The organism is Dyella soli (assembly GCF_054482295.1).
Genome location: NZ_JBTFFU010000001.1, coordinates 1,881,821 through 1,903,970 on the forward strand (window position 1 = coordinate 1,881,821; position 22,150 = coordinate 1,903,970).

At 67.3% G+C, this 22,150-nt stretch carries 24 protein-coding genes and 1 riboswitch; of the genes, 1 reads left to right on the forward strand and 23 read right to left on the reverse strand.

Going from position 1 to position 22,150, the window contains the following annotated elements:
* Window position 1: 1 nt before the first annotated feature.
* From ACXU4B_RS08705 to ACXU4B_RS08750, 10 genes are all read right to left on the reverse strand, one after another.
* Complete coding sequence (locus ACXU4B_RS08705) at window positions 2-1,315, reverse strand: ABC transporter permease (protein WP_131410488.1); 1,314 nt, start codon at window positions 1,313-1,315, stop codon at window positions 2-4.
* 69 nt (window positions 1,316-1,384) lie between these two features.
* Window positions 1,385-2,617, reverse strand: coding sequence for an ABC transporter permease (locus ACXU4B_RS08710; RefSeq protein ID WP_131409626.1), 1,233 nt, complete (start codon window positions 2,615-2,617; stop codon window positions 1,385-1,387).
* Between the two features lie 10 nt (window positions 2,618-2,627).
* Window positions 2,628-3,941 (reverse strand): ABC transporter permease, encoded by a 1,314-nt coding sequence (locus ACXU4B_RS08715; RefSeq protein WP_131409628.1) that lies wholly within the window; start codon window positions 3,939-3,941, stop codon window positions 2,628-2,630.
* A gap of 65 nt (window positions 3,942-4,006) precedes the next feature.
* Window positions 4,007-4,729 (reverse strand): ABC transporter ATP-binding protein, encoded by a 723-nt coding sequence (locus tag ACXU4B_RS08720; RefSeq protein ID WP_131409630.1) that lies wholly within the window; start codon window positions 4,727-4,729, stop codon window positions 4,007-4,009.
* 21 nt (window positions 4,730-4,750) lie between these two features.
* Window positions 4,751-6,022, reverse strand: a complete 1,272-nt coding sequence (locus ACXU4B_RS08725; RefSeq protein ID WP_131409632.1) for an efflux RND transporter periplasmic adaptor subunit — start codon at window positions 6,020-6,022, stop codon at window positions 4,751-4,753.
* 174 nt (window positions 6,023-6,196) lie between these two features.
* On the reverse strand, window positions 6,197-6,610 hold the full coding sequence (locus ACXU4B_RS08730; RefSeq protein WP_131409634.1) for a hypothetical protein: 414 nt from the start codon (window positions 6,608-6,610) through the stop codon (window positions 6,197-6,199).
* A gap of 9 nt (window positions 6,611-6,619) precedes the next feature.
* On the reverse strand, window positions 6,620-6,781 hold the full coding sequence (locus ACXU4B_RS08735) for a hypothetical protein (protein ID WP_165583168.1): 162 nt from the start codon (window positions 6,779-6,781) through the stop codon (window positions 6,620-6,622).
* Between the two features lie 140 nt (window positions 6,782-6,921).
* Window positions 6,922-7,143 (reverse strand): hemin uptake protein HemP, encoded by a 222-nt coding sequence (hemP, locus tag ACXU4B_RS08740; RefSeq protein ID WP_240734051.1) that lies wholly within the window; start codon window positions 7,141-7,143, stop codon window positions 6,922-6,924.
* An 89-nt stretch (window positions 7,144-7,232) separates the two neighbouring features.
* Window positions 7,233-8,111 (reverse strand): subclass B3 metallo-beta-lactamase, encoded by an 879-nt coding sequence (gene bla / locus ACXU4B_RS08745; RefSeq protein WP_458910855.1) that lies wholly within the window; start codon window positions 8,109-8,111, stop codon window positions 7,233-7,235.
* A 163-nt stretch (window positions 8,112-8,274) separates the two neighbouring features.
* Window positions 8,275-9,243 (reverse strand): potassium channel beta subunit family protein, encoded by a 969-nt coding sequence (locus ACXU4B_RS08750; protein ID WP_131409638.1) that lies wholly within the window; start codon window positions 9,241-9,243, stop codon window positions 8,275-8,277.
* Between the two features lie 158 nt (window positions 9,244-9,401).
* On the opposite strand from ACXU4B_RS08750, the gene ahr reads away from it, so the two are divergent.
* On the forward strand, window positions 9,402-10,418 hold the full coding sequence (ahr, locus tag ACXU4B_RS08755; RefSeq protein WP_131409640.1) for an NADPH-dependent aldehyde reductase Ahr: 1,017 nt from the start codon (window positions 9,402-9,404) through the stop codon (window positions 10,416-10,418).
* Between the two features lie 48 nt (window positions 10,419-10,466).
* Here the strand turns inward: ahr and ACXU4B_RS08760 are convergent, their stop codons facing one another.
* From ACXU4B_RS08760 to ACXU4B_RS08820, 13 genes are all read right to left on the reverse strand, one after another.
* Window positions 10,467-11,039 (reverse strand): hypothetical protein, encoded by a 573-nt coding sequence (locus tag ACXU4B_RS08760; protein WP_131409642.1) that lies wholly within the window; start codon window positions 11,037-11,039, stop codon window positions 10,467-10,469.
* 451 nt (window positions 11,040-11,490) lie between these two features.
* On the reverse strand, window positions 11,491-12,642 hold the full coding sequence (locus tag ACXU4B_RS08765; protein ID WP_131409644.1) for an acyltransferase family protein: 1,152 nt from the start codon (window positions 12,640-12,642) through the stop codon (window positions 11,491-11,493).
* Window positions 12,643-12,841: 199 nt separating this feature from the next.
* Window positions 12,842-13,585, reverse strand: coding sequence for a hypothetical protein (locus ACXU4B_RS08770; RefSeq protein WP_131409646.1), 744 nt, complete (start codon window positions 13,583-13,585; stop codon window positions 12,842-12,844).
* Window positions 13,586-13,884: 299 nt separating this feature from the next.
* Entirely contained in the window at window positions 13,885-14,382 is a 498-nt protein-coding gene (locus tag ACXU4B_RS08775) for a phosphatidylglycerophosphatase A family protein (RefSeq protein ID WP_131409648.1), read from the reverse strand.
* Window positions 14,379-15,359, reverse strand: a complete 981-nt coding sequence (gene thiL / locus ACXU4B_RS08780) for a thiamine-phosphate kinase (protein ID WP_131409650.1) — start codon at window positions 15,357-15,359, stop codon at window positions 14,379-14,381. Before thiL ends, ACXU4B_RS08775 begins: the two co-directional genes overlap by 4 nt.
* Before the next feature lie 41 nt (window positions 15,360-15,400).
* Window positions 15,401-15,946 carry a GNAT family N-acetyltransferase gene (locus ACXU4B_RS08785; RefSeq protein WP_131409652.1) on the reverse strand — a complete coding sequence of 182 codons (546 nt, stop codon included), beginning with the start codon at window positions 15,944-15,946 and terminating at the stop codon, window positions 15,401-15,403.
* Window positions 15,946-16,392 (reverse strand): transcription antitermination factor NusB, encoded by a 447-nt coding sequence (nusB, locus tag ACXU4B_RS08790; RefSeq protein ID WP_131409654.1) that lies wholly within the window; start codon window positions 16,390-16,392, stop codon window positions 15,946-15,948. The genes ACXU4B_RS08785 and nusB overlap by 1 nt, the downstream gene beginning before the upstream one ends.
* A complete protein-coding gene (ribH, locus tag ACXU4B_RS08795; RefSeq protein WP_131409656.1) occupies window positions 16,392-16,853 on the reverse strand; it encodes a 6,7-dimethyl-8-ribityllumazine synthase in 462 nt (153 codons plus the stop codon). Before ribH ends, nusB begins: the two co-directional genes overlap by 1 nt.
* 47 nt (window positions 16,854-16,900) lie before the next feature.
* A complete protein-coding gene (gene ldcA / locus ACXU4B_RS08800; RefSeq protein ID WP_131409658.1) occupies window positions 16,901-17,860 on the reverse strand; it encodes a muramoyltetrapeptide carboxypeptidase in 960 nt (319 codons plus the stop codon).
* Between the two features lie 111 nt (window positions 17,861-17,971).
* Complete coding sequence (ribBA, locus tag ACXU4B_RS08805) at window positions 17,972-19,063, reverse strand: bifunctional 3,4-dihydroxy-2-butanone-4-phosphate synthase/GTP cyclohydrolase II (RefSeq protein WP_131409660.1); 1,092 nt, start codon at window positions 19,061-19,063, stop codon at window positions 17,972-17,974.
* Window positions 19,064-19,192: 129 nt separating this feature from the next.
* Window positions 19,193-19,834 carry a riboflavin synthase gene (locus tag ACXU4B_RS08810; RefSeq protein WP_131409662.1) on the reverse strand — a complete coding sequence of 214 codons (642 nt, stop codon included), beginning with the start codon at window positions 19,832-19,834 and terminating at the stop codon, window positions 19,193-19,195.
* 132 nt (window positions 19,835-19,966) lie between these two features.
* A riboswitch (FMN riboswitch) is annotated at window positions 19,967-20,136 on the reverse strand.
* Window positions 20,137-20,263: 127 nt separating this feature from the next.
* Complete coding sequence (locus tag ACXU4B_RS08815) at window positions 20,264-21,283, reverse strand: Gfo/Idh/MocA family protein (RefSeq protein WP_131409664.1); 1,020 nt, start codon at window positions 21,281-21,283, stop codon at window positions 20,264-20,266.
* Window positions 21,280-22,149, reverse strand: coding sequence for a phytanoyl-CoA dioxygenase family protein (locus ACXU4B_RS08820; protein WP_131409666.1), 870 nt, complete (start codon window positions 22,147-22,149; stop codon window positions 21,280-21,282). Before ACXU4B_RS08820 ends, ACXU4B_RS08815 begins: the two co-directional genes overlap by 4 nt.
* Between the last annotated feature and the right edge of the window lies 1 nt (window position 22,150).

Sequence of the window (22,150 nt, forward strand, 5' to 3'; positions counted from 1 at the left end):
CTCAGTTGGACTTCAGTTGCCAGGCAGGCTGCACTTGCGCCGCCCGCCAGGTGGGATAGAACGCCGCCAGCACCGTCGCCGCGATCGCCAGCAGCAGGGTCAGCGCGACCAGCGAAAGGTCCAGGTGCGCCAGCCGCGCGATCTGCGGCTCGAACACCAGGCCGATGCCCATGATCCCGGCACCCGTCAGCAGCATCCCCAGCAGGCCGCCGGCGAGGCCGACCATCGCCGCCTCGGCGAGGAACTGCCGGTAGATGGCCCCACGCGACGCCCCCAGCGCGCGGCGCACGCCGATCTCCGGGGCGCGCCGCATGAACTTGGCCAGCAGCAAGCCGATCGTGTTCACCAGGCAGATCACCAGGAAGCCCAGCGCCAGCGACAGCGAGATGCGGCTCTCCGGCGGCACCGCGTGTTCGTAGTCGAGCCAGGCATGCACGTCGCGCAGGCGATTGTTGGGCGCCCAGTTGAAGCGGCCCGCGCGCCGCTGTTCCTCCGCGTAGCCCTGCAGGAACTGCTGGTAGGCCTGGACCTGCGCGGCCGTATCCAGCTGCACCCACGGGCTGATCCACACGCACTCGCCGCGCAGCCAGCTGTCCCAGTCGTCACCGCGCTTGCCGTCGCTGCCGCAACTGTTGTTGCCGTAGGTATCGATCTTCTGTTCGACCGCGTGGGTAAACGGAATATAGATCTGCGACGGGTCGGCGAAGGCATTGCCGCTGAACATGTCGAAGAAGCGCGGCTTGGGGTCCCAGTTCTCGGTCACGCCCACGATGCGGTACTGGCGATCGTCCAGCGTGATGCGCCGGCCGACGCTGTTCTCGCCACCGAACAGCTTCTGGTTGAGGCTGCGGCTGATCACCGCAACCGGTTCGCGCGCATCGTCTTCGGAGACACCCCAGCCGGTGCCGTACTGGAACGGCACGTCGAACATCGGGAAGAAATCGCCATAGGTCGCATAGCCGGTGGCCTTGAACGGCATCTTGTGCGCGTTTTCCGGCATCACCGACAGGCCCACCTGGAACAGCAAGGTCTGGCGAGGTGCCTTGTGGGCACGCATGAGGGCCATCGCGTCGGTGTAGTTCAGCGCATCCGGCGGCTCGCCGTGGCGGTTGTACTGGGGACCGCGGTTGTCGATCTGCGGCACGAACAGCTGCGACGACTTCTGCGGTATCGGGTCGCCCGACACCGCGCGGAACACGGCATACGTCACCATCGATGCCGCCACGCCGAAGCCGATCGACATGATCATCAGCGCCGTCAGCAACGGATTGCGGCGCAGGCTCGCCACGCCCAGTCGCAAGTTGTGCACAAACATGCCGCTCATCGTTACCTCATGTTTCCCGCCAGGCCTTCCAGATCTGTGTCTTGCTTCACCACGCGCCGGTCAGACCGAGCGCGTGGCTTCCACCGGCGACACCCGCGAGGCGCGCATGGCCGGCGCCAGCGTGGCGCCCTGCCCCAGCAGCAACAGCGTCACCACGCCCACCACCACGTAGACGACCGACAACCGCGCCATCTCGAACTGCGTCACCAGCCACAGGTTCATGCCGATCGCGAGCACGGCCCCAATCACGACGCCGGCCATGCCGATCAGCAGGTTCTCGGTGAGGAAGTAGCTGACAATGTCGTGCTTGGTTGCACCCAGCGCGCGCCGCACGCCGATCTGCTTGCGACGCTGGCCGACCCAGAAGCTGGTCAGGCCGACGATGCCCGCGGCCGTGATGCCCAGCAGCACCAGGCACACCACGCCCATCAGGATGGCCATGCCGCGGTCGCCCTTGTACGCGTATTCACGCACCTGGGCGAAGCTGCGCACGCCGCGCTCGGAGGGAATCACCCGCATGCGGTTCGCCTTCACCAGCGCCGCCGGCGCCGCCTTCAGCACGTCGGCCAGCTGGCCGGGCCTGGTGCGGATCAGGTAGTTGGTGAACGAGCTGGTGAGCTGCACGGGCTGGATCAGCGAGTTCTCGTAGAACGAGTCCGACCAGGTGCCATTCCACGGCACCTGCAGGCGCTCCACGATGCCCACGATGGTGCTGGGCGACTTGGAGTCGCCGATGTAGATCACCTTGCCCAGCGCCGAACCTTCCGGATACATCTTCTCGGCCAGCGCCTTGCTCACGATGATCACGGCCGGATCGGGCACCGCCTGCGGATCGGCTTCCACGATCTCGTCGGGGCGGAAGTTGCGTCCGGCGATGAGCTTGAGCGCCATGGTCGGCAAGGCGTGCTGGTCACCGAAGTACTGCGTGGTATGCGCCTTGGAATTCTTCGCATCCGGGTCGGTGCGCACGCCGGTGGACCAGCCACCGCCGCGCAGCGGATAGGAGTTCAGCGATACCGCGTCCTGCACGCCCGGCAGCTGGCGCAGTGCCTGGAGGTCGGCCTTGATCAGCGGCGAGGCCTTGTTTTCCTCGGTGCCGACAAAGCGGCTCTGGATGGCCATGAGATCGCTTTCCACCATGCCGGTGGGGCGCTGCACGCGATCCAGTCGCTGATGGATGATGAAGATCGCATTGCAGACGATCGCCAGGGTCAGGGCGATCTGCATGGCGATGAGGACAGTGCCTGCCTTGTGGCGCTTGAGCGCGGCGAGTATGGGCTTGATCTGCAGCATGGTCGTCGCCTCAGTTGGATTTCAGCTGCCACGCCGGCTGCACCTGTGCGGCGCGCCACGTGGGATAGAAGGCCGCCAGCACCGTGGCCAGCACGGCAAGCAGCATGGTGAGCAGCACCAGCGAGGCATCGAGCGTGGCGAGCTTGGCAATGTCCGGTTCGAACACCAGGGAGATGCCCATCACTCCCACACCCGTGAGCACCAGGCCCACCACGCCGCCGGCCAGGCCGACCGCGGCGGCCTCGATCAGAAACTGCAGGTAGATCTCCTTGCGCGTCGCTCCCAGGGCACGCCGCACACCGATTTCCGACGCGCGCTTCATGAACTTGGCCAGCAGCAGGCCGACCGTGTTCACCAGGCAGATCAGCAGGAAGCCGAGCGACACCAGCAGCGAGACCTTGGCCTCCTGCGGCACGACTTTCTGGTTATCCAGCCACTCCGTCACGTTGCGCAGGCGCGTGTTGGGCGCCCAGTTGAAACGGCCGGCGCGCTGCTGCTCGGCGGCGTAGCCATTGAGGTACTGGCGATAGGCATCGGCCTGTGCAGTCGTGGGCAGTTCCGCCCAGAAGCCCAGCCAGACGCATTCGGACTTGATCCATGCATCCCAACCCTTGCCCGGATCCTTGCTGCAGTTGTTGTTGCCGTTGCTCGGCGACTGCAGCTCCACGGCGCGCGTGAACGGGACAAAGACTTCGATCGGATCATCAAAGCCATTGGTATTGGTCACGTCGTAGAACACCGGCTCGGGGTTCCACTTGGCCGTCACGCCCACGATGCGGTAGTCGCGACCGTTGAGGCTGATGTTCCGGCCCACGCTGTTGGCGCCATTGAACAGCTTTTCGTTGAGCGCCTTGCCGATCACCGCCACCGCGGCGTGCGACGCATCCTCGTCGGCCGTCCAGCCATGCCCGTAAAGGAACGGAATGTCGAACATCGGAAACGCGTCGGCATACCACGCGTAGCTGGTTTCGCGGAACGGCAGCATGGAAGGATCCGCCGGCACGATCGCCATCGCCACGGGGAACAAGGCCGTCTGCCGCGTGGCGCGCTTGTCGCGCATCAGGTTGATGGCGTCGGTGTAGGTCATCGCGTTGGGCGGCTCGCCCTTGTTGTCCTTCAGCGCATCCGGCCCCCAGTTGTCGATCTGGGGCACGAACAGCTGCGCGGACTTCTGCGGGATCGGGTTGTTGGAGGTGGCGCGGAACACCGAGTAGGTGGTCATCGACGCCGCCACGCCGCAGCCGATCGCCAGCACCATCAGCAGGGTCAAGAGCGGGTTCTTCCTGAGGCTGCGCAAACCAAGCTGGAGGTAGTAGGCGAACATGGTCGTCCTTCACAAGGGGGAAGCCGCCTCCCGCCGTGGCGGGAGGCGTGGTGGTGGCGGTTGCGTCAGGCCGGCGAGTTGGCGCGTGCCGAGTGCACGGCCTGGTGGAAGCGCGGGTCTTCCGCCAGATCGACCACCTGGCCGTCGATGATGTGCACGTTGCGCTGCGCGCGGGCCGCCAGTTCCGGGTCATGCGTCACCATCACGATGGTGGCGCCCTCGCGATGGATCTCTTCCAGCAGCTCCATCACGCCACGCGCCATCTGCGTATCGAGGTTGCCGGTCGGTTCGTCCGCCAGCAGCAGGCGCGGGGAACCGGCAAGCGCGCGCGCAATGGCCACGCGCTGTTGCTGGCCGCCGGACAGTTCCGCCGGGTAGTGCTTGGCGCGCGAGGCCAGGCCCACGCGCTCGAGCGAGTCCATGATGCGCTGCTTGCGCTCGGCCGCCTTCATGCCGCGGTAGCGCAGCGGCACTTCGACGTTGTCGAACACGTTGAGGTCGGGGATCAGGTTGAACGCCTGGAAGATGAAGCCGATCTTCTCGTTGCGGATCTTCGAGCGCTCGTTGTCGTTGAGGTTGCTGACCTCGACGCCGTCCAGGTGGTATTGGCCGCCCGTGAAGGTTTCCAGCAGGCCGGCGATGGTGAGGAAGGTGGTCTTGCCCGAGCCGGAGGGACCGGTCACGGCAACGAACTCGCCTTCGTTCACGTTGATGTTGAAATCGCGCAGCGCGTAGGTCTCCACCACTTCGGTGCGGTAGACCTTGGACAGGTGAGTCATCTTGAGCATGGTTACGTCCTTCGGTGGTGGTTAGTTGCTGATGGCGACGCGGGCCGCGCCCTTGAAGCTGTCGGTGCCGGAAATCACGATGCTGTCGCCTACCTTCAGGCCATCGAGGATTTCCACCTTGTCGATGCTGCTGGCACCGACGCGGATGGGATGCTTTTCGGCGATGCCGTCGCGCACGAGGTAGGCGTAGCTGCCGCCCGATTCGTCCACGAACGAGCCGCGCTGCACGGTGAGCACGTTGTCGCGCTTGTCCAGCAGGATGCGCACCGACAGGCGCTGGTTCTGGCGCAGCTGCTTGGGCGTGGCGCCGTCGAAGCGCAGCCGCGCGGCCACTTCGCCATTGACCACTTCGGGCGAAATGGCGCTGACCAGGCCCTTCCAGGTGCTGCCGTTGCCGCTGATCTCGCCGCCCATGCCAATGCCGAGGTCGCGCGCGAAGCTTTCCGGCACCTTCATTTCCACTTCGAGCGCGGACAGGTCGATGACGCTCAGCAGCTGCGCGTCCTTGGCCACGGTGGCGCGCTCGGCGATGAACAGCTGGCCGACCTGGCCGTCCACCGGCGACTTCACGTTGAGGTCGTCCACCTGGCGCTGCAGGTCCTTTACCAGCAGCAGCTGGCGATCGTGCGCGAGCTTCTTGGACTGGATGTCGAAGTTGAGGCTGTCGTTGTCGGTGCCGAGGTCGGCCCTGGCATGGGCCAGCGTGATCCTGGACTTCTGCAGCTCGTCCTTGGCCTTGTCCACGTTCATGCTTGGCACCGCGCCCTGCGTGAACGCCTTCTGGTAGCGCGCCAGGTCGCGCTCGGCGCTCTGCTGGTCGATCTGCGCGTTGTCGTAGGCCTTCTGCAGTTCGCCGCGCTTCTTGCGGGCGTCGATCTGCGCGCGCATGTAGTCGACCTGCATGGCATCGGCGGCGCTCTGCTCCTGCGCCAGCTTGTTGGTCAGCTCGGGGCTGTCGATGGTGGCGAGCACCTGCCCCTTCTTCACCGCGTCGCCCGCGTGCACCTTCATGGTGACGGCGCCGCCGTAGGTCGCGTACATCGTGGGACTCACCGCCGCCACCACCTTGCCCTCGGCGGCGATGTCGCGCACGAACGGGCCGCGCTCCACCGTGGCGAAGGCCAGGCGCGAGCTGCTCACCGAGGCGTCGGCCGAGAACAGGCGACCGATGCGCGGGCCAAACACGGCCAGCAACGCGAGCACGGCCACGCCACCGCCGATCAGCAGCAAGCGACGCTTGCGATTGGGTTTGACCTCGACCAGCCGGTCTTGGGCGGAGGTGTCACGAATCATCGATGTGTCCCTGGCCACGGACAGCGCGGCCCCTGACCCTTGTCAGCAAGCGGCGTGCCAAGCGCCAGGCGATGATTTATGGCTGTACTATCAATCTGTTACGGGACACCCGGCGGCGCGGACAGTTGTCCGCGGACAGAAGCACGGACAGGCGGACAGGCCGGCCCCGGACGGTCACCCCGGGGCCGGCTCGAGCTCCACCGCCGCGGCGCGCGCCACGTCACGGGCAATACTCCGACCGAGCGGCGAGACCCGGGGCAAGGGTTCCGCCTCCAGCAGCTGCAGCGCACCAAGCCGACGACGCCGGAACGACAGCAGCTCGGCGCCGGCCGCGCGCCACGACAGCCGCTCGTGCTGCAACGAGGCCGGCGGCAGCGCCTGCCCCTGCACGAGCAAGGCGTCCCAGGCAAGGTAGTCGGTGTCGGGCAGCAGGTGCAGGCGTGCGCAGGGGCGACCGCTGGCATCGATGCAGTCGATCCATTCGCGCGGGCCATCGCGGCCGATCAGGCTGCAGGCGACAAGCTGCCGGGTGCGCAACAGAGGTGCCAGTTCGCGCCGCGCCACCAGCCAGCCGACCGGCGCGGGCAACGCATGGTGCTACAGCGGGCCGGCGCGCAGGTACAGCACCGCGCCCAGCAGCGGCAGGCGGGCCATCAACTCGGGCCCCGACATCCACACCGCGCAGCGGCTGACCGGCCAGGCCGCCGTGCCGTGGTCGGGACAGAAGGGTGCGAGCGTGTGTGCGAGCCAGCCAAACATCGTCATTCTCCGGTGGGAGCGACCCGGCTGGCGTTCCGCAGGAACGGCGTGGCGATAGGCCTTGGGTGATGCCCGGCCGCAAGATCGGGCGCAGGCGGATGGGCATCCCTGCCCGTGCAACTGTCCTCGAGGGAACCGGGTTACTTGGTGAGGATCAGCTTGTCGTTGCGGGTGAGTCGCAGGTGGTACTCGTTGCCCTGGTGCTGGATGACCAGTTCGCGCTCGCCCTTGAGCAGCAGCTGGCTGGAGACGCGCCGCACGGCGCCGAGGCCGGCGATGGTCGCCGGCTTGAGGCCGGGCACGGGCAGCGCATGGCCTGGCGCATTCGCGCCCGTCGGCAGGGAAAGCACGCTCGTCGACATGGTGATGCTCCGCATCTGGAAGTGACGATCAGATGATAATAATTCTCATTTGAGTGTCAACTGCCTGCGGCGCCGCGCGTGCCCGCGATTCAGTGTCCGGCCTGGCCTGGACCGGGCGCCGCGGCCCGCTCCCTGGCCAGGCGCGCCTCCAGGGCGGCGCGGCCTGCCGCGGCATAGGCCCGGCAGGCACCGGCGTCGACCACGGGATCAGGCGCTACCCCGGCGTCGCGGCGCGCCACTTTTTCCAGGAAGGCGCTCTGGTCCGGATGGGGTGTGATGAGGAGGTCGCACGGCAGCGCAGCGATGGCATCGATGCTGTGGCGGAACTCCTCCACGCGCCGCGGATGCGCGGCATCGTCGGTGAAGCGATAGCCATCCGCACTCACCGCACTGAGGCTGTCGGCGTAGACCATGGACAGGCAGCGACCGGCCTCGCATGACTGCCATGTCCAGGTGGTGCTGCCTGGCGTGTGGCCCGGCGTGTAGTGCGCGGTGAGTACGGTGTCACCCACGCGCACGCTGCCGCCATCAGGCACCGTCATCACCGACGCCACCGGCGCAAAGGTCGGCGCATCGCCGAATTGCGGATCGTCCGGATCATTGCCGCCCAGCATCAGCGCCTTCGCTCCCGCCACGCTCGCCTGCACGCGGGCGCCGCTGTCGCGTGCCAGCGCGGCCACGGCGCCGGCGTGATCGCCATGGGCATGCGTGTTGAGGATCACCCGGATGTCCGTCAGGCGGAAGCCAAGCGCCTTGATGCTGGCCTCGATCTGCGCGGTATTGCGCGCGAGCGGACCGTCGATCAGCACCAGCCCCTGCGGCGAAGCGATGAGGATCGCGCTGAGGCCACGCGTACCGACGTAGTAGGTGTTGCCGTGGATGCGGAAGGGTTTCTGCGGCTGGCTCCACGCGGCAGGCTCGGCGTGCGCCGCGGCAACCGCGACGGCGCCGAGGCAAGCGAAAACCATGCAACGGATCAAAGGCTTCATGCGTGGGGTCCCTCCAGGAGGCAGTGGCAGCGACCCAGCATCGATGCAGCCCTGGCCCACCGAACGGCCACCCGCGGGCGGAACGCGGGCGACCCATGGCACTTGGCGGGCAGCGCGTGCGCTGCCAGCCCCCTGCCGCGACTCAGGCCACCGCCTGCTCGATTCTCCGGAGCACGCCCGCGTCCAGCTTGCCCACCACCTCGAGCGCGCCCAGGTTCTGCTCCAGCTGCTCCAGCCGGCTGGCCCCCAGCATCACGGTGGAAACGTGCGGATTGGCCAGGCACCACGCGATGGACAACTGCGCCATCGACACACCCAGGTCGGCGGCGATCGGTACCAGCCGGCGTACCTTGTCGAGCCGGTCGCCACCGCTCTCCAGTACGGCCTCGCGCAACCATTCGTAGCCCGGCTGCGCGAGACGCGCATCGGCAGGCAGGCCGTCGTTGTACTTGCCGCTCAACAGGCCCGACGCCAGCGGCGACCAGATCGTGGTACCCATGCCGTAGGTGTCGTAGAGCGGCGCATATTCCTGCTCCACGCGTTCGCGATGCAGCAAGTTGTACTGCGGCTGCTCCATCACCGGCGCAAACAGATAGTTCTCGCGCGCCACGCGATGCGCCTCGGCAATCGCCTCGGCCGGCCATTCGCTGGTGCCCCAGTACAGCACCTTGCCCTGTCGCACGAGCGTATCCATCGCAGCGACGGTTTCCTCGATCGGCGCATCCGGATCGGGGCGGTGGCAGAAATACAGGTCGAGGTGTTCCACGCGCAGGCGTTCCAGCGCCTGGTGGCAGGCCTCGATCACATGCTTGCGCGACAGACCGCGCTGGGTCGGCCGCGGACTGTCGACCGCGCCGAAGAACACCTTGCTCGACACGCAATAGCTGTCGCGTGGAAAGCGCAGATCGGCCAGCACGTCGCCCATCAGGGTTTCGGCGACGCCGTTGTTGTAGGTCTCGGCGTTATCGAAGAAGTTGATGCCGTGGTCGTAGGCCATCGCCAGCAGGTCGCGCGCCAGCGAGCGCCCCACCTGCTTGCCGAACGTCACCCAGGCGCCGAACGACAGGGCGGAGAGTTGCAGCCCGGATTTTCCAAGACGTCGATATTGCACGGGGGTGCTCCGGTTTCGTGGGGATGGACCAGCATGCCAAGAGCGCGTGGCCTTCGTCCATCGCCGGGACGCCGGCCAAGCCTATACGCGGCGCCGACGCGCGCCGACCTAAGCTCACCCGCTTGCCACTGCAGCACCCACGCCAACGGAGTCTCGCCATGTCACATATGCAGGGTTGGGCGGTTCAGCAGGCGGGCCAGCCGCTGGTCCTCTCCTCGTTCGATCTCGGACCGCTCGGCGCCGAGGAAGTCGAGGTGGCGGTGGATTACTGCGGCATCTGCCATTCCGACGTCTCGATGATCGCCAACGAGTGGGGCATGTCGCGCTTTCCGTTCGTGCCCGGACATGAAGTGATCGGGCGCGTCACGGCCCTGGGACCGCAGGCGAAAGGCCTCACGCTTGGCCAGCGGGTGGGTATCGGCTGGAACGCGGAGAGCTGCATGCACTGCCGCCAGTGCCTGTCCGGCCACCAGAACCTTTGTGCTGCGGCAGTGCCGACCATCGGCGGCCACCATGGCGGCTTCGCCGACAAGCTGCGCGCCCACTGGGCGTGGACGATCCCGCTGCCGGACGGTATCGACCTGGCCAGCGCCGGTCCGCTGCTGTGCGGCGGCATCACGGTGCTCAAGCCATTCCTTGCGTACGGCATCAGCCCGAGTGCGCGCGTCGGCGTCGTCGGCATTGGTGGCCTGGGCCACATGGCGGTGAAATTCGCCCGCGCCTGGGGCTGCGACGTCACGGCCTTCACCTCCACCCCGGCCAAGGCAGACGAAGCGCGCAGCTTCGGCGCGCAGCACGTGGTGGCCAGTCGTGATGCCAACGCCATCAGCGCCATCGCCGGCTCGCTCGATCTGCTGCTGGTGACCGTGAACGTGCCACTGGACTGGAACGCGCTGCTCAACACGCTCGCTCCCCGCGGCCGCATGCATGTGGTCGGCGCCGTGCTCGAACCCATTCCGGTGCCGGCGTTCTCGCTCATCATGACCGAGCGCGAGGTCTCGGGTTCGCCGACCGGTTCGCCGGTCGACATCGCCACCCTGCTCGCGTTCGCCGCGCGCCACGATGTGCGCCCGCAGATCGAGCTGTTCCCGATGGACCAGGTCAACGAGGCACTCAGGCACCTTGAAGACGGCAAGGCGCGCTACCGGATCGTGCTCGAGGCCAAGGGCGCCTGAACGCGCTGACGGCGCTGGCGACATCCGTCGCCAGCGCCGTCCATGCGATTACGGCAGGTAATGGACGTCCATTCGGCTTTCGATGCCCTCGTCCGCCTCCGGCCGCCGCAGCGTGCGGCGCAGCTGCTCGCTGGTACCCCAGGCCTTCAGCGCCGCAAGGACGGTGTCGTCCTCGCCCCCCTTGCGGAAATAGAAGTCCAGATGGCGGTAATCGTCACACGCCGACTCGCAGTGGAAGCTGGAAAAACCCACGGCCTGGATCTGCCCGAACTCGTTGACGACGATGGCCGCGGCAATGCCGCCGCAATCGCGTGACGGGCAGGCGGCGAACAGATAGCGCTTGTCCGACAGCTGCACGACGTTCTGCGACTCGCCGCCCAGGCCGTACAGTGCCTGTTCGCTGAGCGAGCGTCCGGACTTGAAGTAGCTGACCTTCGCCGCCCCCGTGAAGTGCCCCAGCGCGGACACGAAACCCTGTGCCCGCACCAGCTCGCTGGCGCTGGGACACGTCGACGGGTCGATCAGCCGGCATGGTCCCTGCGGTGCACCAGCCGCCGATACCGACAGCGGCACGAGCAGGAACAACGCAATCAGACCTGCAACCTGAAGAAGCCTGCGCATGGGAACCCCCTGTAGGGCCAGAGCCCTCAACTCGTTGAGACATGGAACCCCTGACGGGTGCCACCGGCGCGTTCAGCACACGCCGGAGCCGGCATCGGGCGACAGCCCACGCCAGAAATCCACCGACTTGCAAGCGAGGGCCTCAGGCAGCGCCAACGCAGCCGCAGGAGGGGACGCCCGGCACCATGGTGAGCAGCGCGCCGATCAGCAGAAGGCTATGCGCGGCCTGCGAAGATCGGCATGCCGAGGCCATGGACTGGCGTCCCGCCGGTGGACTCGACCGGCCATAACACTGCCCTAGCCGGCCGGCGCTGGCTATAGGAATTGTGCTTAGGTACAGCGCTGGCCAGGTGCCCTCATGGTTGCAAATGACACCATCGGTCACGCGGGATGGACGTCCAAACAGCGGGCATCCGGGGGAGCCGCCTGCACCGACGGACGGCTGGCCGCCCTACGCCGCATCCGTGGCCCCACCCACGGGAACCTCCCGCGGGGTGCTGGCGGGCGCCTGCAGGCAACGGTCACGCAGGCGCAGGCAGGGCCGCTCGATGCCGTAGTGGAGCAAGGCCCCCGACGCCAGCACCGCCACGGCGTAGCCGGCAAAGCTCAGCACGCCGTGTCCATCCAGCGACGGGCCAAACGTGGCCTGCACCAGATGGAAGATGCCCTTGTGCGAGAGGTACAGGCTGTAGGAGGCGAGTGCGAGCCAGCCGGCGCCGGGAATCCTCAGCCGGCCGAGCATGCCGTGCTCGCCTGCCCCGCTGAACACCAGCAGGCCAAACCCCAGCGACAGCAGCGGGTATCCCAGCAGGGTGGCTGCCAGGCCGACGCGGTCCTGGAACAGGCCGATCGACGCCGCGATCACCAGCAGGCCGGCCACCAGCACCCTGTTGGCGCGAAGCTGCCAGCGTGCCCACATCGAGGGCCGGTAGACCTTGATGACGGCGAGCACCACACCGGCGAGCAGGCCATCGAGGCGCGACCAGGTCGGGTAGTAGATGCGTTCGAGAAAGTAGCGTCCGAACGTCACCTCGTCGCCGCTCGCCCGCAGCGGCGCCATGTCATGCAGCCAGACGTAGCCACGCACGACCATGCCCGAAGCCACTACGACCGCACACGCGATCGCGAACACGGTGACCGACGGCCGGCGCGTCAGCCACCAGGCCAGCAGCGGAAACACCAGGTAGAAATGCTCTTCCACGCACAGCGACCACACATGCGAGAACGCCAGCCGGTGCTGCGCGTCGATCAGCAGGTTCACCGAAAAGGTGAGGAACTGCCACAGCGGCTGGATCCCCGGCGCCTCGCGGAAAGCCGGCCACAGGAAATAAACCGCCACCACCAGCAGATACACGGGCAGGATGCGAAAGGCGCGGCGCAGGTAGAAATCGGTGAACGAAAGCGTGTGGCCCTCCGCCAGCGGCTTGAGCAGCTGCGAACCGATCAGGTAGCCGCTGAGCACGAAGAACAGGTCCACGCCCATCCAGCCGTAGCTTTCCACCCCGCCGAAATGACCCCAGCCACCGATGATGTAGGAGTGGAAAATCATCACCCACACGATGGCGATGGCGCGCAGCAGATCCAGTCCCGGAAGGCGGCTCATCGAATTCCCTTTGGCTTGTTGTGTGCGCAGGTACGGCGACGCAGGCATCGGCGCGGCCGGGGCGACACTATAACGTCAGCCGACTCGCCCCGCGGCGTGCCGTGCGATGGCGGGGCCGCTGCGCCGTGGGAGACGCGTGGCGGCGTCGTGCTGCCGCCACGCCGTGCGCTGTTGCAGGCTTCGCTCGCTTGCGAAGGCGTTACTCCGCCTTGAAGCTGGTGACCGTCTTGCTGGTCTCCATGTTGACCGACTTGGTGTGCAGGATGATGGCGAGCCCGTACTGCTCCAGGTAGCTGTAGCGGACGGTGCCCGTGACGATGCCGTTGACGTTGAGCGACTGGCAATCGACATCGTGCGCGGAGCCGGCAATGTCAGGGTTGAGCTGCGAGGCCGGATAGGGGTTGCCCGCGGTGCATTCGTACTGGACGCCCACCGGGGCCGATCCGGGCGTGCTGTACGCCTGGGTTGCCGAGTAGGTCGAATGGGCAGCTTCCATCGCCGCGTCGAAATGGGAGATGTTGGTCGTCTCCGAAAAAGCCGGCATGGTCGCCGCACCCACCAGCACCGACTGCGACCGCAGGTCGATGAAGCCCCGATAGCTCAGCGCGAACACCGTCGCCTGCTCGAAGCCGTTCAACTTGGACACGCTCAGGTGCTTCACCAGGCCATGGCCGGCATTCAGATACAGGCTGTCGTTTTCCGACGACATCGGCACGGCCGCGCCGACTTTGTCGATCACGATCTTCGAGTCGATGGCAATGCGCTTGAAGTTCGACGGCTTCGCACCGCTGCGCTGCACCAGGTCAAGCACGTTCTTGGGCAGCGTGTCAGGCGAGTACTGCTGGTTCATATAGGCTTCCTTGTCGTGCAGCGCCGTGCCGACGGAAACCGCCTGGGCGCTGCCCGAAACTTCCGCAGCCTGCGCAACGGTCGCGCCTGCCATGGGCGCTACTGCACATAGAGCCAACAGGCTCTTTGCAACGACATTCATTGACTTCCCCCTGGGTGCAAACTGCTGTTGCGTGGTCGAGCAGGCCGTGCAGTCGGGGCTGCACCGGCGCGTGCCGTGCCACCCCGCTGCAGCAACGAAACGCTGCGGCATGATCATGCACAAAGCCCGACGGAACGCGCAAGGCGCGTCGCGCCGACGGTGGCTCGGCCAGGCAACGAAGGGCTGCCGGGCACCGCCTTCAGTCGCAGCAACTTGCGATCAGCGGCGGCCGCGGCAACGAACGCGTGTGGCTACAACAGGTGCAGCAGCGCGCCGAGCAGACAGGCCGCGAACACACCGGCCACGACGTCGTCCATCATCACGCCCAGCCCGCCCTTGAGGCGACGATCGAGCCAGCCGATCGGCCAGGGCTTCCACACGTCGAACAGGCGAAACAGGGCGAAGCCCACCACCACGCTCCACCACGGCGCGTATAGCGCGGGAACCAGCGCGATCCACAGGCCGACGAATTCGTCCCACACGATGCTGCGGTGATCGTCCACGCCCACCGCACGGCCGGCCACGCCACACGCCCACACGCCAAGCACGAACGCCACCACCACGGTGAACACGTAGAGCTGCAGCGGCAACGTGCGCAGCAGCAGCCACGGCAGCACGGCAGCCAGCGAGCCGAACGTCCCCTGCGCGACCGGCGCGAGTCCCGAGCCCAGGCCGCAGGCCAGCCAGCCTGCGGGCGTGGCGAGCAGCAGGGAGCGTTGCGCGGGGGTCAGCGTTTTCTTGTCGCTCATGGCGCGAAATGATCCCAGCCGTGGCGGGTGATTTCCAGCCAGCGCCCGTGCTCGTCGCGAACGCGCACACCTGGCGTATCGACCATGCGGCCGATCCGCGTGGCGCCACAACCCAGGCGCGCCAGGTCGGTCTGCACATCGGCGACCCTGGCGGCGGGCACGGTGAAGCAAAGCTCGTAATCATCGCCGCCGCTGAGCGCGAAGTCGCGCGCGGCGGCTTCATCGAAGGCGCCAAGCAGCATCGACGAACGCGGCAACAGCGGCGCATCGATCTCCGCGCCCAGGCCGCTCGCCGCGCAGACATGGCCCAGGTCGGCGACCAGGCCATCGGAGATGTCGATGCAGGCCGTCGCGCGGCCACGCAGGGCGAGGCCGGCGGCCAGTCGTGGCGTCGGGCGATGGAGGCGCTCGATCAGGAAGGCGGCGCGACCGTCCCCCTCGTCCACCCGCGCGCCCCGCTGCAACAACTGCAGGCCGGCGGCCGCATCGCCGAGCGTGCCGGTGACCAGCACCACGTCGCCGCTACGCGCACCGCCACGGGCCAGGGCCTGGCCGGGCGGCACGAAGCCGTGCACGGCCACGCTCACCGTCAACGTGCCCCGCGTGGTATCGCCACCGATCAGGGCCAGCCGATGCGGCTGGGCGAGCTGCGCAAAACCCTCGGCGAAGCCATCGATGAATTGCTCGATGCCTTCACTCGATGCGGATGGCAGGGTCAGTGCCAGCAAGGCCCACGCCGGGCTGGCGCCCATCGCGGCCAGGTCGGAAAGATTGACCGCGAGCGACTTCCAGCCAAGGTCGGCTGGCGCCGTGCCCCGCGGGAAATGCACGCCCTCGACCATGGTGTCGATGGCGATGGCGATCTCCTGCCCCGCGGGCGGCGCGACCAGCGCGGCGTCGTCGCCGATGCCAAGCTTCACATCCTCGCGCCCCTGGGCGGTGCGTTCGCGGATGCGGTCGATCAGGCGAAATTCCATGGCTTGCGACCTGTATGGAGCGGCAGGCGCTGCTGCCGCGGTTAACGGCTGAAGACCAGCGTGGGACTGCCGTGATAAGTGGTTTCCAGCCACAGGCGAAAACCTGCCTTCTCGGCCACGCGGATCGACGGCAGGTTTTCCGGGGCGATGATGCACACGGCACGGCGCGCCGCCAGGTGCTGCTCGCTCCAGGCGACGACGGCACCGACCGCCTCGCTCGCGTAACCCTGGCCGTGCGCATGCGGCGCCAGCACCCAGCCGAATTCCAGCATGCCCTCGAGCGAAGGCTGCATGTCGCGCCAGAAGTCGGCAAAGCCGATGTCGCCGATGTAGCGGCCGCTGTGCTTTTCCTCGACCGCCCAGTAACCGTAACCGAGCAGGCTCCACAGGCCGAGGTACTGCAGCAGGCGCTTCCACACTTCCTCGCCGGTGAATGGGCGACCACCGATATAGCGCGTGACCTCCGGATCGGACCAGATCGCCACGCAGGCGGCATGGTCATCGGCACGATGTGCGCGCAGGCGCAAGCGTCCGGTCTCGATGACGGGTACCAGCCCCTCGTCCACGCGCCCGTGGTCGCCGGGCATCAGCCGCGCTTTTCCGTGGTGCGCAACACGCCGGCCAGCTTGTCCAGCACGCCGTTGACGTAGCTGTGGCCGTGGTCGGCGCCGAAGCGCTTGGTCACTTCGATGGCCTCGTTGATGATCACGCGGTACGGCACGTCCGGGCGGTACTTCAGCTCGTACGCGGCCAGGCGCAGGGCAGCGCGCTCGATCGGGTCGATCTGGCCGACCTCGCGGTCCACGTACGGCTTGAGGCTCTCGTCGATGGCGTCGATGTGCTTTTCCACGCCGTGCAGCAGATCCTCGAAGTACTCGAGGTCGGCCACTTCCATGTCCTGCTCGTGGCGGAACTGGTCGATCACCGCATTCATGTGGCTGCCGCTGAGCTGCCAGGCGTACAACGCCTGCAGCGCGCGGCGGCGGGCACGCGAGCGTGCGGCCAGATCGATGCCTTCCGGACGTTGGTTCATCACAGCTTTCCGTACAGATTGACCATCTCGAGCGCGGCCATGGCCGCATCGGCGCCCTTGTTGCCGGCCTTGGTGCCCGAGCGCTCGATGGCCTGCTCGATGCTGTCGGTGGTCAGCACGCCGAACGCCACCGGCACGCCGGAGGCATAAGCCGCCTGGGCCAGGCCCTTGGCGCACTCGCCGGCCACGAAGTCGAAATGCGGGGTCGAACCGCGGATCACGGCGCCCAGCGCAATGACCGCGTCGTACTTGCCGGAGTTGGCGACCTTGTGCGCGGCCAGTGCGATTTCCCAGGCGCCAGGCACGCGGATCAGCTCGATCGCCTCGTCCTTCACGCCATGGCGGACCAGCACGTCGCGCGCGCCGGCCACCAGGGGCTCGACCACGAAACCGTTGAAACGGCCGGCGACGATGGCAAAACGGCCTTTGGGCGTGGCGAAATCGCCTTCGATGATCTTCATGGGTATGCGCTTCCTGAGGGCTCGGTGGCCCATGCGGGCCGGATATTTTACGGGATTTGGGGCAACTTGCCCGGATCGGGCCGGGAAACCGCCCCGGAAAGGTGCGGATGGCCGCGAAACGCCAGGCTGGCCTGCCCGGCGGCCACGCGCAGCCGGGCCGGCACGCCAAACGGCAGGGTGAACTTGTCCGGCTCGTGGCCGAAGGGCATGCCGCGCACCACAGGTACGTGCGCCACCGCGCTGATGTGCGCGAACGCCGCGTCGATGTCGTAGCCGTTGTCGTAGCCGTGCGGCCGGCAGTGGGTGAAATGCCCCAGCACCAGCGCGCGCTGGCGATCGAGCACACCGGCAAGGTGCAGCTGGTACAGCAGCCGCTCGATGCGGTACGGCGGCTCGCCGACGTCCTCGACGAACAGGATGCCGCCCTCGATGTTGGGGAAATACGGCGTGCCAAGCAGGCTGCACACCAGGGCGAGGTTGCCGCCCCACAGCGGTCCTTCGACGTCCAGGTCGGCGGCCGCGGGCGAGACCCAGCTGGCAGTGGCTTCGGGCTCACCGGCGGCGCGCCAGAAGTGTTCCCACATCAGCGGGTTCAGCTCGGGCGCCCCGAAATCGGCACCGAGCATCGGCCCGCCAAAGGTCACCAGGCCGCTCCGGGCATGCAGCGCCATCTGGATCGCCGTGAAGTCGCTGTGCCCGACCAGCAGGGTGGAGCTGCCGGTCAGCCGCTCGCGCAACGCGCCGTAATGGATGTGCTCGAGCAGTCGCGTGGCGCCGTAGCCGCCGCGCACCGCCAGCGCGATGTCCGGCAAGTGCGGCGCGATGGCCAGCCGGTTGAGGTCGGCCACGCGCTCGGCGTCCGTGCCGGCGTAACGATGCTCGACCCGGTCGAGCACCTCCTGCCCGTCCACGCTGCAGCCGGCGGCTTGCAGGCGCGCGATGCCACGCGTCATGGCGTCGCGGTCGTGCGGGTAACCGGAGGGGGCAATCAGGCGGATTCGGGTCATGGTGTCAGCGCGTGATGGGACGTCGTGGAGTATGCCGATGGAAACATGGCGCCCGTGGGGCGGGATAGGGCCAGACCCCTCGCCGCCCGGAGCTGCCTGCCATCGGCCCGCTCAAACGTACTCGACCACTTCCAGCCCGAACCCGCCCAGGCCCACCATCTTGCGCGGCGTGCCGAGCACGCGCAGCTGGCGGATGCCGAGGTCGGCAAGGATCTGCGCGCCCAAGCCAAGCTGGCGCCACTCCTGCTGCTGGGCTTCTTCCGGCGCCTGCGCGGACGGCTGCCGGTTGAGCCGTCGCAGCAGCGCATCGGCGGTGTCTTCGCCGGAGAGCACCAGCAAGGCGCCGCTGCCTTCGTCGGCGATGCGGCGCAGGGCCGAGGTCACGGTAAGGCCGAGGTCATCGCGCTGCAGATGCAGCACGTCGGACAGCGTGTTGCGCACATGCACGCGGGTCAGCACCGGCGCGCCGCCCCTCACCGTGCCGCGCACCAGCGCGAAATGCAGCCCATGGCGGATGGCATCGCGATAGGCAACCAGGCGGAACGGGCCGAACTCGGTCTGCACGTCCTCCTCATGCACCCGCTGCACGGTCTTCTCGGTTTCGAGGCGGTAGCGGATGAGGTCGGCGATGCTGCCGATCTTCAGACCGTGCTTCTTCGCAAAGACCTCCAGCTCGGGACGGCGCGCCATCGAACCGTCCTCGTGCAGGATCTCGATCAGCACGGCCGACGGCTCCAGCCCCGCCAGCGCGGCAAGATCGCAGCCTGCTTCCGTATGCCCCGCGCGGGTGAGCACCCCACCCGGTTGCGCCGTGAGCGGAAAAATGTGACCCGGCTGCGAGAGATCCTGCGGCTTCGCGTCGGACTTGACCGCCACCTGGATGGTGCGCGCGCGGTCGTGGGCCGAGATGCCGGTGGTGACGCCCTCGGCCGCCTCGATGGAGACGGTGAAATTGGTCTGGTACGGCGAGGTGTTGTCGACCACCATGGGCCGGAGGCCCAGCTGGCGCGTACGCTGCTCGGTCAGGGTCAGGCAGACCAGGCCGCGCGCCTCGCGCACCATGAAGTTGATGTCTTCCGGCCGCACCATCTGCGCAGCCATGATCAGGTCACCCTCGTTCTCGCGGTCCTCGTCATCGAGGATGACGACCATGCGGCCGGCGCGGATGTCTTCGAGGATTTCGGGGATGGTGTTGAAGCTCATGAGTCGGATTCCGTGTGGTTTTTCCTTCTCCCCTCGGGAGAAGGTGCCCGAAGGGCGGATGAGGGTGCGGGCGGAGCGCCATGTGCAGGCTCACGCAAGCGCCGCACCCTCGCCCGCAGGGAGAGGGTGTCAGGCGAAGCCGTGCTGCTTGAGGAACGCCTCGTCCATACGCGGCGCATCGCCACTGGCGATCAGCCGCTCGATGTAGCGCGCCACCACGTCCACTTCGAGGTTCACCGCGTCACCGGCCCGGCGTGCATGGAAGGCCGTGTGTTCCACCGTGTGGGGAATAAGGTTCACCCCGAAGCGATGCCCGGCCACTTCGTTGACGGTAAGGCTGGTGCCATCGATGCAGATCGAGCCCTTGGCCGCGATATAGCGCGACAAGGCCGCCGGCACCTCGAACACCCAGCGCAGCGAGCGGCCGTCCGGGGTGATCGACACCACTTTGCCCACGCCATCGACATGGCCGGAGACGAGATGGCCGCCCAGGCGGTCGGCCAGGCGCAGGGCCTTTTCCAGGTTCACCGGATCGCCCGCCTTGTGCTTGCCCAGCGTGGTCAGCGACAGCGTTTCGTTGGAGACATCCGCGCTGAATCCGCGTGGCTCCAGCGTCACGGCGGTCAGGCATACGCCGGAGACGGCAATGCTGTCGCCCAGCTGGACGTCGGCGAGATCGAGGTCGGCGGTGTCCACGTGCAGGCGCACGTCGCCGCCACGGGGTTCGAGCCGCGCGATGCGACCCACGCTCTGGATGATGCCGGTAAACATCAGCGCACCTCCCGGCCGAAGGTGGCGAATTGGCTGTGACGATGCTTGGACATGAAACGTTTCCCGCGTAGTGAGCATGCGAAAAACGCCCCAAGGCGTCTGGCAGGCGCGCGCCCACGAGGGCGTGCACCATACCGTCTTCTCTCATCCGGACTATCTGGAGGCTGTCGCCAGCTTCCAACCGTCGGCTCCGGCATCGGACCGGATCTGCTGACCTTCCGGGAACACCGGAAGCGCTCGCGGGCTCACACCCGAAGGTGCCTACCGCCGGTGGGGAATCACACCCCGCCCTGAAGACGTCGTTGTCGTTGTGCCGGCGAACCAGCGGGGTGAGTTTAACACCTTCCCGGGCCGCGGCCGTTCGGCCAGTGTCCGCCGCGGAGAACAATGTGTCGCCCCTCGCGTGAGTGCCGCTCTGGCGGCCAGGGGTTACAGGCCCATCGCCTGCCCGGTCGCCCGCCGATAGTCGCGCAGCACCTGGTCCATCACCCAACTGGTCCGCGCCCCGCTCTCGGCCGTCGAGGGGCAGGCGCCCTTGTGCCCGGTCAACTCGGCCACGATGGTCTCGATCAGCGGTTGCTGGATGTGCAGCGGATTGGCGACGCGGTATGCCTGCACGCCCTCGGCGTTTTCGACGCGAATCGGGCCATCGCCGAAGGTGGCGAACGAGATGCGGCCGCGGTCGCCCACCACTTCGATCTGGTCGTGATGCCCGTAGCTGCCGAAGTGCCACAGGCCGGTACCGAGCACGCCGTTGCCGAACGCAAACGACATCGCGACAGTGTCTTCGACCGGATACGCGGCCAGCTGGTTGCTGGCCTGGCCACTGGCCGAGGCGATGGGCCCGAACAGCCAGTCCAAGATGTCCAGCGTATGGCAGCCGATGTCCATGAATACGCCGCCGCCGGAAATTTCCGGTCGCACATGCCACGGCAGATTCGCCGGATCGTGATAGCGCGGGTGGTGCGGCTCGTGCAGCACCGTGTTGACGATGCGCGGCGTGCCGATCACGCGGTCGTCATGGATCAGTTCGCGCACCTTGAGGAAACGCGGCAAGCGGCGGCGGTAATAGGCGACGAACACCGGCACCTTCGCGTCGCGGCCGGCGCGGATGATCGCCTCGCACTCGGCGTGATCCATCGCCATCGGCTTTTCCACGTACACCGGCTTGCCCGCGGCGATGCTCATCAGCGCGTATGGTTTGTGCGTCGATGGCGGCGTGGCCACGTAAACCGCGTTGACCTCGGGATCATCGATCAGCCTGGCCGCATCGTCGTACCAGCGGGGCACGCCGTGGCGCTGCGCATAGTCGCGCGCCTTGTCGCCATCGCGGCGCATGACGGCGACGAGCGATGAACCGGGCACCTTGCCGAAGGCCGGCCCACTCTTCACTTCGGTGACGTTGCCGCAACCGATGATGCCCCAGCGAATGGCCGTCTCGCCTGTCATGTGGTCTTGAACTCCTTGCCGAGGAACTGCTGGTGATAGGCGTGAAACACGTTCACTTCGGGATGCTTGGCACGCTCGACCAGGTGGGCGCGCAAGGCTTCGCGCACGTCCGGTGCCAATGAGGACAGGTAGTCCAGCGTGTACTCGGTGTGATCGAGCACGCCGAAGTGCAGGGTCGGCGGGCGCATGCGCGAATGAAACCCGAGGTGGATCGTGATGCGTCGGTCCTGGAGCACGCCGCCATAGCCGCGATGCACGGCATAGTTGTTGTAGAACACCGCCTCGCCGGGCTGCAGCACGAGCTGCCTGCCGCCGCTCAGCTCCGGCGCATCGACCGGCGCCATCTTTTCGGTGTTGCCGAACACCGCGCGCTCTTCGGCGTTGAGCTGCCGGCGGTGACTGCCCGGCACGATCCAGAGGCAACCGTCCACGGTCAGCGGCATGTTCATCTGCACGTAGTTGTACGCGTAGTCGTCACTGAACCAGGCCGTGTCGATCTGCTCGTCCGGCACCTGCAGCACGTCGCGGTGCCAGCCCTGCCGATAGTCGATGCCGGCCTCGCCGTAGAACAGGGAGGCGCCGTCGATCACGATGCCGTCACCGAGCAGGTCCCGGCACGCCGCCAGGATATCGGCATTGCAGATGATGTCCTGGATGCCGCGGATCGCCTTGCCCGGCTGCAGGAATTGCAGGTTGCTCATCCGTTGCGCATCGCCGCGCGCCCGACGCGCGTCGTCCACGGCCGCGACATAGCGAGCCACCTGTGCGTCGTCGAGGATCTTGCGCACCAGGTAGCCCTGTTCGCGGAAGAGCGCGCGCTCCGCGTCGGTCAATACGCTCGTCTGCATGGGCTGCGGCTGGGTCATG